12 protein-coding genes and 1 pseudogene are annotated in these 12,745 nt (G+C 46.8%); 4 read left to right on the forward strand and 9 right to left on the reverse strand.

The window, feature by feature from the left end:
* Nucleotides 1-38: 38 nt before the first annotated feature.
* The 8 genes and pseudogenes from G7058_RS04000 to G7058_RS04035 all read right to left on the reverse strand — a co-directional run bounded on the left by G7058_RS04000 (nucleotide 39) and on the right by G7058_RS04035 (nucleotide 6,828).
* Nucleotides 39-236, reverse strand: a complete 198-nt coding sequence (locus tag G7058_RS04000) for a PTS system mannose/fructose/sorbose family transporter subunit IID (RefSeq protein ID WP_166063700.1) — start codon at nucleotides 234-236, stop codon at nucleotides 39-41.
* Nucleotides 237-341: 105 nt separating this feature from the next.
* Complete coding sequence (locus G7058_RS04005) at nucleotides 342-1,487, reverse strand: RNA-guided endonuclease TnpB family protein (protein WP_166062345.1); 1,146 nt, start codon at nucleotides 1,485-1,487, stop codon at nucleotides 342-344.
* Nucleotides 1,462-1,920: an IS200/IS605 family transposase gene (tnpA, locus tag G7058_RS04010; RefSeq protein WP_166062346.1), complete on the reverse strand. Its 459-nt coding sequence runs from the start codon at nucleotides 1,918-1,920 to the stop codon at nucleotides 1,462-1,464. The genes G7058_RS04005 and tnpA overlap by 26 nt, the downstream gene beginning before the upstream one ends.
* A gap of 160 nt (nucleotides 1,921-2,080) precedes the next feature.
* A pseudogene (locus G7058_RS04015) lies at nucleotides 2,081-3,382 on the reverse strand (sigma-54-dependent transcriptional regulator); the annotation flags it as partial.
* A 360-nt stretch (nucleotides 3,383-3,742) separates the two neighbouring features.
* Nucleotides 3,743-4,858 carry a sodium ion-translocating decarboxylase subunit beta gene (locus G7058_RS04020; protein ID WP_166063702.1) on the reverse strand — a complete coding sequence of 372 codons (1,116 nt, stop codon included), beginning with the start codon at nucleotides 4,856-4,858 and terminating at the stop codon, nucleotides 3,743-3,745.
* A 30-nt stretch (nucleotides 4,859-4,888) separates the two neighbouring features.
* On the reverse strand, nucleotides 4,889-5,221 hold the full coding sequence (locus G7058_RS12015; protein ID WP_166062347.1) for a biotin/lipoyl-containing protein: 333 nt from the start codon (nucleotides 5,219-5,221) through the stop codon (nucleotides 4,889-4,891).
* Complete coding sequence (locus G7058_RS04030) at nucleotides 5,208-5,498, reverse strand: OadG family transporter subunit (RefSeq protein WP_166062348.1); 291 nt, start codon at nucleotides 5,496-5,498, stop codon at nucleotides 5,208-5,210. Before G7058_RS04030 ends, G7058_RS12015 begins: the two co-directional genes overlap by 14 nt.
* A gap of 1 nt (nucleotide 5,499) precedes the next feature.
* A complete protein-coding gene (locus tag G7058_RS04035; protein WP_264372330.1) occupies nucleotides 5,500-6,828 on the reverse strand; it encodes a pyruvate carboxylase subunit B in 1,329 nt (442 codons plus the stop codon).
* 192 nt (nucleotides 6,829-7,020) lie between these two features.
* Here G7058_RS04035 and G7058_RS04040 point away from each other — a divergent pair, with 192 nt between their 5' ends.
* Genes G7058_RS04040 through G7058_RS04050 form a run of 3 tightly spaced genes read left to right on the forward strand, consistent with a single transcriptional unit; the run spans nucleotide 7,021 to nucleotide 10,588 of the window.
* Entirely contained in the window at nucleotides 7,021-7,773 is a 753-nt protein-coding gene (locus G7058_RS04040; protein ID WP_227004491.1) for a DeoR/GlpR family DNA-binding transcription regulator, read from the forward strand.
* Nucleotides 7,770-8,693 carry a 1-phosphofructokinase gene (gene pfkB / locus G7058_RS04045; protein ID WP_166062351.1) on the forward strand — a complete coding sequence of 308 codons (924 nt, stop codon included), beginning with the start codon at nucleotides 7,770-7,772 and terminating at the stop codon, nucleotides 8,691-8,693. Before G7058_RS04040 ends, pfkB begins: the two co-directional genes overlap by 4 nt.
* On the forward strand, nucleotides 8,690-10,588 hold the full coding sequence (locus G7058_RS04050) for a PTS fructose transporter subunit IIABC (protein ID WP_166062352.1): 1,899 nt from the start codon (nucleotides 8,690-8,692) through the stop codon (nucleotides 10,586-10,588). Before pfkB ends, G7058_RS04050 begins: the two co-directional genes overlap by 4 nt.
* Before the next feature lie 218 nt (nucleotides 10,589-10,806).
* Here G7058_RS04050 and map read toward each other — a convergent pair whose 3' ends face one another.
* Nucleotides 10,807-11,562 (reverse strand): type I methionyl aminopeptidase, encoded by a 756-nt coding sequence (map, locus tag G7058_RS04055; protein ID WP_166062353.1) that lies wholly within the window; start codon nucleotides 11,560-11,562, stop codon nucleotides 10,807-10,809.
* A gap of 230 nt (nucleotides 11,563-11,792) precedes the next feature.
* Between map and manA the strand changes: the two genes are divergently transcribed.
* Nucleotides 11,793-12,740, forward strand: coding sequence for a mannose-6-phosphate isomerase, class I (gene manA, locus G7058_RS04060; RefSeq protein ID WP_166062354.1), 948 nt, complete (start codon nucleotides 11,793-11,795; stop codon nucleotides 12,738-12,740).
* Nucleotides 12,741-12,745: the final 5 nt, after the last annotated feature.

The raw sequence follows: 12,745 nt of genomic DNA on the forward strand, positions 1-12,745 counted from the left end.
TCAATCAAAAAGCTGATTGAGAGGGAGTTCTTATTTTTTTATCCTAAAATACCTAATACATATCCTAGTGTACCTACGATGAATAGGCCGAAGATAATTGTGATTGGGCTAACTTTTTTGCGAAGTAACCACACGCATAGCAATGTTAAGCCTAATGGTGCAATACCTGGTAGCAGTGCATCTAATGTGCCTTGTAACGTTGTTACTGTTTCAGTGGGAACTACTCGGCCATGAATGACCGAGCTTCTGGGAACGCCGCTGACTTACTCGATTGTTGTGATAACAGCGAGCAGCGGTTACGGCTATTGACCAAAGCGCGTCCACACTTATGCCCTTTAACGTTAGGCGAACGCTTTGTTGCGGATGTTCACGGCCGCGTTGATATCCCGGTCGATACCGACGGTATGGCAATGCGGGCAATTGAACATACGGATGTGCAGCGGTTTCTTACCGGTGTTCATGCCGCAATGCGAACACGTTTGACTTGTGTAGTGCGGTTTAACGAGGATGAGCTCTTTTTTGTGCCACGCGCACTTGTAGGTCAATAGGTTCTTGATGATGCCCCAGGAGGCATCCGCGATGGAACGCGCCAAATGGTGGTTCTTCATTAGATTTTTGGTTTTCAAATCCTCCATGACGATGATGTCATGCTCTTTCACCAGTTGGGTTGTGTAGTGATGCAGGTAGTTCAGGCGTTGGTTCTTGATGCGTTTGTTGATGCGGGCGACCTGCTGCTTGGCTTTCTGCAGGTTCTTGAAGTCAGTCAGTTGGAGTTCGACGCCGTTTGCTTTGGCGGCTGCGATTTCCCGCAGGGCACGCTCACGCCGGCGGGCGAACTTGCGCTGCCAGATGCGTTTCTGTTTCGCCAATGCCCGCTCAAACTGCTTGTTTTTCAACTTGTATCCGTCCGACTGGATGACCAAGTGGGTAATCCCCATGTCCAGCCCCACGATGGCGCCCGTTTTCGGCAATATCGGAACGGCTTCCTCCACCAGGATAGTCGCCGTATAGGAACCGTCCGGTTCCTTGCGGATGGTGGCACGCATAATGCGCCCGGTGATGCGGTGGGCGCCATGGCACTTCACTAACTTCAATTTGGGCATCTGGATGTAATGGTTGTCCACCACAGTGATGCTGTTGTTGATGCATTTGGTGGTGTAGGTGCTCTTCGGACGCTTCCGCGACTTGAAGCGGGGATAGCCGTTCTGCTTGTTAAAGAAACGCAGGAACGCAGCGTCCAAATCGTCGGAGGTGTACTCCAGGCTAGTGCTGTCCGCCTCCTTCAGGAATGGAAATTCCCACTTGAGTGGTTTCATCAGGTTGTGCATGGCGTACTTGCCCACGTACCTACCACCGTTCTCGTGACGTGCGCCCTGCATCGCCAGCAGCTGGTTCCACACGAAGCGGTTCAGCGCCAGATTGCGGTCGATGAAGATTTTCTGCTTTTCGGTCGGGTAGAGCTTAATTTTGATGCCTTTCAATACCATCGGGTTGCCCCTCCTTTCTGCGTTGGTCATCGATGTACTTGGCGATGGCGTGCTCATTGGTCGTACCGATGCTCTCTACAAAATAACTGGGCGCCCACAGGTGGCGGTCCTCTTTCTTCCAGTAAGGCTTTTCCAGTTCTGGGAACTCGAGTAAGAGTAACCGGGCACTGGTTCCTTTTAGCCAGCGGACGATATTGGTTACGGACAGCTTGGGCGGGGCACTCACCATCAGGTGGATGTGGTCGTCCAACCCCATCTCCAGGTGGGAGATGGTGAAGCCGTACTCAGCCGCAATGTCATAAAGGATGTCCTTCAGGCGGGCGCTGATGGCCGGGTTGATGACCTGGTTGCGGTACTTGGTCCGCCAGATGATGTGGTAGTTTAGGTTGTAGACAGAGGTTCTGCCGTAGGTGAATCGTTCTTCATCTCTCATGTGTCCATTATACCAATAACCAAGACCATGTGCAACCGTATGGAAGCCAGACATAACATGATATACATAGATTATGTCATCTACCATGTGCGAAACGATTTTTACAAGATGGTTTCGTTCATCACGGGTTTGAAAGCCCGTGTTTTCTCTCAACGAATCAGAAAGACTTTAAGTGGACGTTTATGTCCGTCGAAATATATTGGTTGATGGATTCCGGGTCCAAGCCTTCCGCTTCCAACAAAGTTGCCTTGTCGCCAATGATGTCGTAGAGATTATAAGGCAGTTCGTATGCATCCGTTTGAATTTGGTAAAACGGTTCGTTGGGACTGACCGTCATTTGGGCTTCGGTAATTTTTGCCAGTTCTGAGCGTGAGAGCGAGGTGGCGGTTTGGCCCAGCATGTGCGCTTGGATAGATTCCGACAAATCGCGGACGGTCAAAGTAATTTCGTCTTGATTGAGCTGATTCATAAAGCCGCGTGCACAAACGAGCTGCATCCCTGATTTCAGCTGACCGACGTTTCCGTAGCCAACGCTCGCGATGAGTGCTTTTACCACGTCTTCAGTTAAAGTAATTTTCTTTTGGATGCGGGTTGCTTCCAGGCTGGCCATCAGTTTAACGAGGTCCAGTTGTTCGTTCAGACTCCGTTCCTTAAATGACGGCAATTGAATAACAATTGGAATCCGACGCATGAATGTATCCAAAAATGTGGACTTGGGATCCTCGGTCGTCGCACAGACAATGCGGACATTGGCAGCCCGTGAGCGCCCGGTTTCACCGAGTCGGCTGTACATCCCCGTATCCATGAAATAGAAAATCATTTCTTGACCCTCTGGTGGCAGCCGGTGGATTTCATCCAGAAACAGCATACTGTTATCGGCTTCTTGAATGAGGCCGTCTTTAGAATCCGATGCTCCGGTAAAGGCGCCTTGACTGTAACCAAACAAATGGCTCATCAACAGTTGCGGGTTATTCGCGTAGTCCGCACAGTTAAAAACAACAAGATCTTTTTCAGCTGCAATAATGCCGTTGGATTGCGCATAATCAAACATCGCGTGGGCGAAATATGATTTTCCGGTACCGGTTTGCCCGGTTATTAGTGTATTCAATCCTTTAGGCGGATAAAGGACGGCTGCTTTCGCCTGTTCGACCGCATTTTTCATACTGCCGTTCGCACCGATCATCGTTCGGAAAACGTCTTGTTTGTGGATGATGGGTGTTGATTTGGCGGCTTGTGCTTCTTTGTAACTCGGAACGTGCTTCGAAAGTGGCTGGTGCGGCGTCGATTTAACAAGTAGGTACCGAACCGGCCGCCCTTCCGTTTTATAAAGTTTGCCTTCCCGAACAAGCTGGTTGAGATCCTTCGATACATTCGGGCGTTGAATATCAAGTGCATCCGCTACCATTTTTGTGGTTGGTCCACGCCCAAGTTCGATGTCCTGCGCGGTCAGTGTCTGCGTCATTTCTTCTATATAATGATAAATGCGATCCTTTCGGTTCACTGTGTTTCCTCCTGTATATGCTACTGTATTCTTTGCTGTATTATACACTAAAATATTTTAGTGTATAAGGTATTTTAATTGGGGAGTGGAAAGTTCTAGTTCCAACTTGGCAAGGTAGTGTGGCTCAAGGGCGGCATAGCGTGAGTCGATTTTGTTTTAAAGTCGCACTTGGAGGTGTTAGAGCGGTATAGACGGTTCGAAATTTACTTTAAAGCCGCACTTGAGTATTCTTTACCGGCAATTAGCTTTTTTTAATCCGCTGTTTGCCGGTAAAAATTGCGCACACAAAAACCCCAGCACTGCTGGGGCTCATCATTTTCATCAACTAAAGTAAGATAACAACACTCCTGCTGCAACGGCTGATCCGATTACGCCGGCGACGTTTGGTCCCATGGCGTGCATCAATAAATAGTTGCTCGGATTGTATTTAATCCCTTCTTTTTGAACAACGCGGGCAGCCATGGGAACGGCAGAAACGCCGGCAGCACCGATAAGCGGGTTGATTTTCCCGCCCGATAATTTGTACATCAGTTTCCCCATCAAAACACCTACTGCCGTACCAATCGCAAAGGCAATCAATCCCATCACAATAATTTTCAACGTGGTCGCCGACAGGAACAGCTCGCCCGTCGCTTTCGCTCCGACCGTCACGCCAAGTAAAATTGTGACGATATACATCATGGCATTTTGCAACGTTTCTGTCAGTTTGGGAACTTGCCCACTTTCACGGATGAGATTCCCCAACATCAACATCCCAATCAACGCCGTCGCGGATGGGACCAATAGGCTGACGAACAGTGTCGTTACGATCGGAAATAAAATCCTTTCGCCCTTCGTAACCGGCCGCAATTGTTTCATCGGCACCCGTCGTTCTTCTTCCGTCGTCAAAAAGCGCATGATTGGCGGCTGGATAATCGGCACTAACGCCATGTACGAATAGGCTGCCAAAGCGATGATGGGTAAAATGTGCCCGGCCAATCGCGTGGTTAAGTAAATCGCTGTTGGTCCGTCCGCGCCTCCAATAATCCCGATCGACGCGGCCTCTTCTGGTGTCATACCCAATGTCAATGCACCCAAAAATGCCACGAAAATACCAAACTGTGCGGCCCCGCCTAATAAGAGCGTTTTAGGATTCGCTAACAACGGACCGAAATCCGTTGACGCACCTAAACATAAAAAAATCAGCGGTGGATAAATACCTAAATCCGTTCCTTGAAATAAATAATACAGCAGTCCACCCGGATCCCCATCCAACGGCGGATCCATCAAGCCCGCCAGCGGTAAATTCACCAGCAGAATCCCAAATGCAATCGGAATGAGTAAATAGGGCTCGTACCCTTTTCGAATCGCCAGAAACAAAAATACACACGCCAACCCAATCATGACCACTTCCTTGTACGTCATGTTAGCGATCCCCGACATAAACCACAGTTCCATCAATTGCTCGAACAAGCGAATCGCCCCTTTCTACATGATCACAAGTTCTTGGTCGGAATCGACCGCGTCATTCGCCTTCACCAGCACTGCTTTTACTATCCCATCGCGCGGCGCTACAATTTCATTTTCCATCTTCATCGCTTCCAAAATGACTAAGTGATCACCCGCCTTGACTGTTTCCCCCGGCTCCACCATCACCCGTAAAATCGTTCCCGACATCGGCGCAACGATTTTTTCACCGTCTCCATTCACTGCGGCTTTCTGCTCCGGCACCGCCTTTTCCGTCATTTCTGCGTCGTCCGGGAGTTCCCGAACCTTCACCTGATAGACTTGGCCGTCGATTTCAATTTCATACTTTTTCATCTGCCGTTCCTCCTCTATTCACTCGTTTCACGTCCACGACTTCGAACTTTTTAGCCGGCTGCGCTTCGTAAGTCATCACCAAAGCCGCCAACACAGCCACTTTTTCCCGCTGTTCATCCCGTTCCACGGCAGGCGCAACTTCCATTTCTTTTGTTAAAATTTCCGGCTCCGCCGAAAAGCGGTGAACCAGCTCTATCACGCCCCATAATGCACCGAGTACGATAAACACCACAACCATCGCGACAACCGTTAAAATAATTCCATCCAATAGGTTCATTTCATTCCCTCCTATAGCGCGCTTGAATCCGAATCAGTTGGTCAGTTTGATATTTTCGCTCTAAATACGCCTTGCCCACTTCCGGGAACAACGCGTACGTCAACACATCTTCTGTTGTCTTGCCCAAATCTCCGAGTTCATTTTTCAACCGGTCAAATTCCGGTTCCAAGTGATTGGCCGGGCGATCGGTCATGACTGCTTCGCCAGGAATCAAGGATTCGCGAAACGCGTCAGTCACTGGCACGGGCGTTTTTCCGTATTTTCCGCGCAAGTAATCTTTGATTTCATTTGGTACCATTTTGTAGCGTTCGCCGGATAACACGTTGAAAACGGCTTGGGTTCCAACCATCTGGCTCATCGGCGTCACGAGCGGCGGAAAGCCTAAATCGGCGCGCACGTTGGGAACTTCGCGCAATACTTCATCGTAGCGCCCGACTGCTTTGGCTTTTTTCAACTGTGAATACAAGTTCGACAGCATTCCGCCCGGGACTTGATAAATCAACGCTTTTGGATCAGTGAACATCATTTTTGCATCCAATTCACCAGAAGCTAAATAGTTATCACGTATCCCTTTAAAATAGTTGGCAATCTCCTCCAACTTTTCAATATCGAGGTGCGAACGGTACCCAATTTCATCCAATGCCAAGGCAATTGCTTCGGTCGCCGGCTGACTCGTTCCTTCCGCAAACGGCGAAATAGCGCAGTCAATCATATCTGCCCCTGCTTCTACAGCCGCCAAATACGTCATCTGCGCAATCCCACTTGTTGAGTGCGTATGAATATTCAACGGCACATCAATTACTTTTTTTATTTCTGATACTAATTCACGCGCGACCTTTGGCGTGAGAATGCCGGCCATATCTTTAATACAAATGGAATCGACGCCCATTTCGACAAACTGCTGCGCGAGTTGCGTGTAGTATGCCACCGTGTGGACGTCGCTGATGGTGTAACAAATCGCCAATTGGGCATGCGCACCATACTTTTTGACCGCATTGACTGATGCTTCGACGTTTCGCGGATCGTTCAGAGCATCAAAGATACGGAAAATATCAATCCCATTTTCAACGGCTTGTTTTACAAAGATGTCCACGATATCATCCGCATAATGCCGATAACCAATCAAGTTCTGTCCGCGCAACAACATCATCAATTTCGTATTCAACGCACGCTTCCTGATTTCCCGCAGCCTTTCCCAAGGGTCTTCATTTAAGAAACGAATTGCGGCATCGTAAGTCGCACCGCCCCAGCACTCCAACGCATAATAACCGGCCTGATTCATGGTGTCGATAATCGGCAACATGTCATGCGTCGTCATTCGCGTGGCCATCAGACTCTGATGGGCGTCCCGGAGTACGGTTTCATTGATTTTTACTTCGCTCAATTCACTCACTCCCTTTCTCTTACTTTTATTGTAAAGTTAATTGAAAACGCTGTCAACGTGGGTTAGTGATTGAATTTGAACGATTATGATTGCTTTTGGTTATTTGTGGTGGTATATTATATTTGCGAGGTGATGTAAGTGTTTACAGAGGTACGTTATCAAGTTATCAAAGAGTTGCTGCAAGAACAAAGTATCGTTAAAATGCAGGAAATCGTGCAGCTCACTGGTAGCTCGGAGTCCACTATCCGGCGTGATTTGTCGGCTTTAGAAGAGGAAGGCGTTTTGATTCGTGTTCATGGCGGTGCCAAACGCGGCTACAAATTACAGGCAGAACCTGCGATGGATATTAAGTCCGGATTGAATATGGATGACAAGCATTTGATTGCTAAACGTGCGGCTGCTTTCGTCGAAGAGGAAGATGTCATCTTCTTAGATGCCGGCTCTACTACATTTGAAATGATTCCTTTTCTTCAAGGTAAGAAAGTAACGGTTGTGACGAATGGCGTTCCCCATGCGAGTTTATTGGCAGATTTGAATATTTCGACGATTTTGTTGGGTGGAAAAATCAAGTTGGAAACAAAAGCGATTATTGGGGCGACATGCTTACGGCAACTGGATGACTATCGGTTTAATAAAGTGTTTCTGGGAATGAATGGGGTTGACGTGGAGTTTGGTTTCACGACACCGGACATCGAAGAAGCGGCGATTAAAGCGAAGGCAATTGAACATGGCGCACGGAAATATGTGTTGGTAGATGAATCGAAATTCGGAGTGGTTACTTTTTCAAAAGTGGCTGAATTAGCGGATTGTGATGTTATCAGTGTGAATGTTAGTGAACGAAAACGGAAGAAATTGGCAGAAGCAACAACGTATTGGGAGGCGAAAATATGATTTATACAGTAACGTTGAACCCGTCGATTGACTATGTAGTACGACTGGAAAAAATGGATTTGGATGCGGTAAATCGCATTGAGGAAGATTTCAAATTGCCGGGCGGAAAAGGCATTAATGTTTCGCGGATTTTGAAACAACTGGCAGTTCCTTCTACCGCTTGGGGATATGCCGGCGGTTTTACCGGAAAATACATTGCGGATTGGTTGACAGAAGAAGGCATTACGACTGATTTTAGTGAAGTCAGCGAGCCAACGCGGATTAACGTCAAAATTAAAGCGGACCATGAAACAGAATTAAACGGTGCCGGGCCACTGGTTAGCCCAGAAGCACGCTTAGAGTTAGAAGAAAAATTTGCGACGTTGACAGCAGATGATGTTGTCGTTTTGTCGGGAAGCAAGCCCCCTTCACTGCCGGAAGATTATTACCAGCAGCTGATTGCGTTGGTTCAGAAAGCTGGCGCAACGTTTGTTATCGATACGACTGGACAGGAATTATTAACTTCTTTGAAATCAAATCCTTTGGTTGTGAAACCGAATCATCACGAACTGGCGGATATGTATGGCATGAAAGCTTCAGGTATGACGGATTTAATCCCTTATGGAAAGCAACTGGTCGCTGACGGTGCGCAGTATGCCATTGTTTCGATGGCTAGCGACGGAGCCTTGTTCTTTGACGGTAACGCGGTTTATCACGGCTGGTCTCCAAAAGGAACGGTTAAAAACTCCGTAGGCTCAGGGGACTCCATGATTGCCGGCTTTGTTGGAACGTATTTGAAAGAAAAAGACGCGTTAGCGGCTTTTCGTATGAGCTTAGCATGCGGAAGTGCGACGGCGTTCTCAGATGATTTGGCGAAAGCTACAGAAATTCAAGCATTATTACCAACTATTACCATTAAAAAATTGGAGGAAATCGCATGAAAATCAAAGATGTAATGCTGAAAGAATTAATGATTTTACCTTTAACAGCGGATTCGAAAGCCGGTGTTATTGAGGAAATGACGCAACGTTTGTTTGACAAAGGTGTTATTAATGACTTGGAACTATTCCGCGATGGCATTCACAATCGTGAAGCACAATCCTCAACGGGATTAGGTGACGGAATTGCGATGCCACATGCGAAAAATGCAGCAGTGACGCGCCCAGCAGTTGTTTTTGCAAAGAGCGAAGCAGGCGTGGATTATGATTCGTTGGATGGACAACCGGCACACCTCTTCTTTATGATTGCGGCTCCGGATAGCGCGAATGATGTGCATTTACAAGTATTGTCCGGTTTATCCCGTTTGTTGTTGGATCCGGCTTTACTGGGTAAATTGAAACAAGCTCAGACAGCGGAAGATGTGGAGGCTTTATTTGCCGCAGCGGAAGCAGCGAAGGATGCTGAGGAAGCGGCTGAAAATGAAACAGCAGCTACACCGGTAGATTCAGAGCGTCCATTCGTTGTTGCTGTGACAGCTTGCCCGACTGGTATCGCGCATACGTACATGGCCGAAGATGCTTTGAAGAAGAAAGCAGCTGAAATGGGTGTCGATATCAAAGTCGAAACGAACGGTTCAGACGGAACGAAAAACCGTTTGACGGCTGACGATATTGAACGTGCTTCGGCTGTTATCGCCGCAGTTGGTAAAAAAGTGGAAATGAACCGTTTCAAAGGTAAACGCGTTTTGGAACGTCCGGTTGCGGATGGCATCAAAAAAGCTGAAGAGTTGATTACGAAAGCTGTTAATCAAGAAGCACCGATTTACCAAGGTGACAAGGAAGCTGTTCAAGAAGAGAATTATGAAAAAACGTCTGGCTTGTCTTCGTTGTATAAAGACTTGATGAACGGGATTTCGCATATGCTTCCGTTTGTTGTCGGTGGCGGGATTATCTTGGCGATTTCCTTCTTATTTGAAAATTGGTTTGGGGATGAAAGTGCTGTGTTCTTGTCGTTGAATCAAACGGGTGCCGCGGCCTTCCAATTCTTGATTCCGATCTTAGCGGGTTATATTGCCTATAGTATTGCGGATCGTCCGGGACTTCTACCTGGTATGGCGGGCGGTTTCATGGCAGTACAAAGCAATGCTGGTTTCCTCGGTGGATTAATTGCCGGTTTCCTAGCAGGTTATGTGATGAATGCAGTCAAACGTGGACTTAGTGGTTTACCGAAATCATTAGCTGGTTTGAAAACGATCCTCTTGTTCCCTGTGTTTGGCTTGCTGTTTACTGGTTTAATTATGTACTTCTTCGTTGGTCCAGTATTCGCAACGATTAACAACGCGATGCTTGATTTCTTGGCTGGCCTTGGAACGGGTAATACGGTTCTCCTTGGTGCGGTACTTGGTGGCATGATGGCGATTGATATGGGTGGTCCATTTAACAAAGCGGCGTATGCCTTCTCAATCGGAATTTTTACAGATACAGGTGATGGCCGTTGGATGGCTGCGGTTATGGTCGGCGGGATGATTCCACCGATTGCGATTGCTTTGGCAACATTCTTATTCAAAAATAAATTCAACGCTGTTGAGCGTCAATCCGGTTTATCAAACTTGATTATGGGATTATCGTTCATCACAGAAGGTGCGATTCCATTTGCGGCCGCAGATCCTTTGCGCGTGATTGGTTCATCCATCGTTGGTTCTGCAATTGCCGGCGGTTTGACGCAATTCTGGAATACATCCATTCCAGCTCCTCATGGGGGAATATTCGTAGTCAGTCTGGGTGAGAACCGTTTGATGTTCTTAGTGGCTCTCCTGATTGGTTCAGTTATTTCAGCAGCCTTGCTTGGCTTGCTACGTAAACCTGCTACAGAAAGTGATGTAAAATTGAAAGCTTAATTAAATAAGTATGAAAGGTGCAAAGGTTGGTTCATTTGAACTGACCTTTGCACCTTTTTGATGTAAAGCGTGCAAGAGTACATGCTTTTTAGTTAACCTTTGCACGCTTTTAAGGCTAGGTCGGCAAGAGTTGTGTTTTTGGACCGAACCTTTGCCGGCCAACACTGATTTATGCATACAAAAACAGACATGGAAATATTTCCATGTCTGTTTTTTATTTATTCTGGTTGCAGCGTTAAGATTTTTGGGCCTTCACTTGTGATGGCAATTGTGTGCTCGAATTGGCAGCTTATTCCGCCATCTTGCGTGCGTGCTGTCCAACCATTTTTATCCATTTTAGATTTCCACGTTCCTGTATTCACCATGGGCTCGATTGTAATGGTCATGCCCTCTTTCAAGCGCAGACCTTTGCCTGGTAAACCGTAATGTGGAACTGCCGGACCTTCGTGCATCGTTGGGCCGATGCCGTGGCCGATAAAATCGCGGACAACTGAGAAACCTTCCGCTTCCACGTATGTTTGAATCGCGTGGCCGATATCGCCGATGCGGTTTCCAACTTTGGCTTGCTCAATTCCTAAGTACATTGCTTTTTTGGTTACTTCTTTCAAACGATCCACTGTTGGGCTCGATTCGCCGACAATATAGCTCCAACATGAGTCAGACATCGCACCATTATAGTTCACAACCGTGTCTACTTTGACCAAGTCACCATCTTTAAGAACTTCTTTAGTGCTTGGGAAACCGTGGCAAATAGCGTCGTTTACGCTGGTACAGGTTGCGAATTCATAGCCTTCAAACCCGATTTGTTCTGGGATTGCGCCTGCATCGCGAATTGCTTTTTCAACAAAATCATTAATGGCCATCGTTGTAATTCCCGGTTTGATAAAATCGCGTAGCGCAACATGAATGTTTGCCAGGATTTGACCAGACTCTGCCATTGCTTCGATTTCGCGTTGGGATTTTAGTGTAATCATTTGTATATTCCTCCATCATTTACAATCTTCATTAGTAAATTATACCATTTTTAACCCAAAAAACCTATTTACCTCCCCTGTCCAATTGGGCGTAAATAGGTTTAGTCCTGTGCTTGACAGGGTTTTGTTACAATTATTATAAGGAATTAAATGTGAGGATGCAAGGATATGTATTTGCCAATAAAAATCTGGTAAAGTAGAGTTAGTAATTCAGTATGAGGAGGACCTTCATGATACAACCTTTATTTATGCAACCTGTGCTTCAAGAAAAAATGTGGGGTGGTACGAAACTTCGCGATATTTACGGTTATTCTATCCCAAGTGATCACACGGGCGAGTGCTGGGCAATCAGTGCCCATCCGGATGGTATTGGAAAAATTGCAATTGGTACCTTTGCCGGTATGGGCTTGGATGAGTTGTACCAAGCGCATCCAGAGCTTTTTGGAAATCCGAGCTCCCCTGTTTTTCCACTTTTGACGAAAATTATTGACGCGGCGGACGCTTTGTCGGTTCAAGTGCATCCAGATGATGCATATGGAATGGAACACGAAGGTGAACTCGGCAAGACGGAATGCTGGTACATCATCGATGCAGATGAAGGTGCCGAGATCATTTACGGTCACAATGCCCTTTCCAAAGAAGAATTTGCGGAAATGGTTCAAGAAGGTAAATGGAGCGATTTATTACGCTATGTACCGGTTAAACGCGGCGATTTTTTCTTTGTGCCGAGTGGAACGATTCATGCGATTGGCGCGGGAATCACAATACTGGAAACGCAACAAAGCAGTAATACGACTTACCGTGTGTATGACTTTGACCGCGTGGAGCAAAACGGCCAAAAGCGTGATTTGCACATTCAAGAATCGATTGATGTAACGGCTTTTCCACATGTGGATGCAGTCAATCATTTCAAAGTTGACGGTATGGTTACAACGTTCATCGAGAGCGACTACTTCAATGTCTACAAATGGGATATTACTGAATCTTTCACTTATAGACAAACAGCTGCTTATACTTTGGTAAGTGTTTTGGAAGGCGAAGGCGTGTTGGAAGTTGCGGGCGATTCATATGCTATAATGAAGGGGATGCATTTCGTTTTACCGAACGGCATTGCGGATGTCAGGTTGGATGGAAACTTCGAAATGTTAGTTTCGACACCTGGTCCGAAAAGTTTATAAAATTA

Source organism: Jeotgalibaca porci (genome assembly GCF_011299095.1).
Classification (GTDB): Bacteria; Bacillota; Bacilli; order Lactobacillales; family Aerococcaceae; genus Jeotgalibaca; species Jeotgalibaca porci.

Excerpts from the sequence above, each read along its gene's own strand:
- manA (WP_166062354.1), top strand. The coding sequence starts at position 11,793 with ATGATACAACCTTTATTTATGCAACCTGTGCTTCAAGAAAAAATGTGG.
- G7058_RS04005 (WP_166062345.1), bottom strand. The coding sequence starts at position 1,487 with ATGGTATTGAAAGGCATCAAAATTAAGCTCTACCCGACCGAAAAGCAG.
- G7058_RS12015 (WP_166062347.1), bottom strand. The coding sequence starts at position 5,221 with ATGAAAAAGTATGAAATTGAAATCGACGGCCAAGTCTATCAGGTGAAG.
- pfkB (WP_166062351.1), top strand. The coding sequence starts at position 7,770 with ATGATTTATACAGTAACGTTGAACCCGTCGATTGACTATGTAGTACGA.
- map (WP_166062353.1), bottom strand. The coding sequence starts at position 11,562 with ATGATTACACTAAAATCCCAACGCGAAATCGAAGCAATGGCAGAGTCT.
- G7058_RS04030 (WP_166062348.1), bottom strand. The coding sequence starts at position 5,498 with ATGAACCTATTGGATGGAATTATTTTAACGGTTGTCGCGATGGTTGTG.
- G7058_RS04035 (WP_264372330.1), bottom strand. The coding sequence starts at position 6,828 with ATGGCCACGCGAATGACGACGCATGACATGTTGCCGATTATCGACACC.
- G7058_RS04020 (WP_166063702.1), bottom strand. The coding sequence starts at position 4,858 with ATGGAACTGTGGTTTATGTCGGGGATCGCTAACATGACGTACAAGGAA.
- G7058_RS04050 (WP_166062352.1), top strand. The coding sequence starts at position 8,690 with ATGAAAATCAAAGATGTAATGCTGAAAGAATTAATGATTTTACCTTTA.
- tnpA (WP_166062346.1), bottom strand. The coding sequence starts at position 1,920 with ATGAGAGATGAAGAACGATTCACCTACGGCAGAACCTCTGTCTACAAC.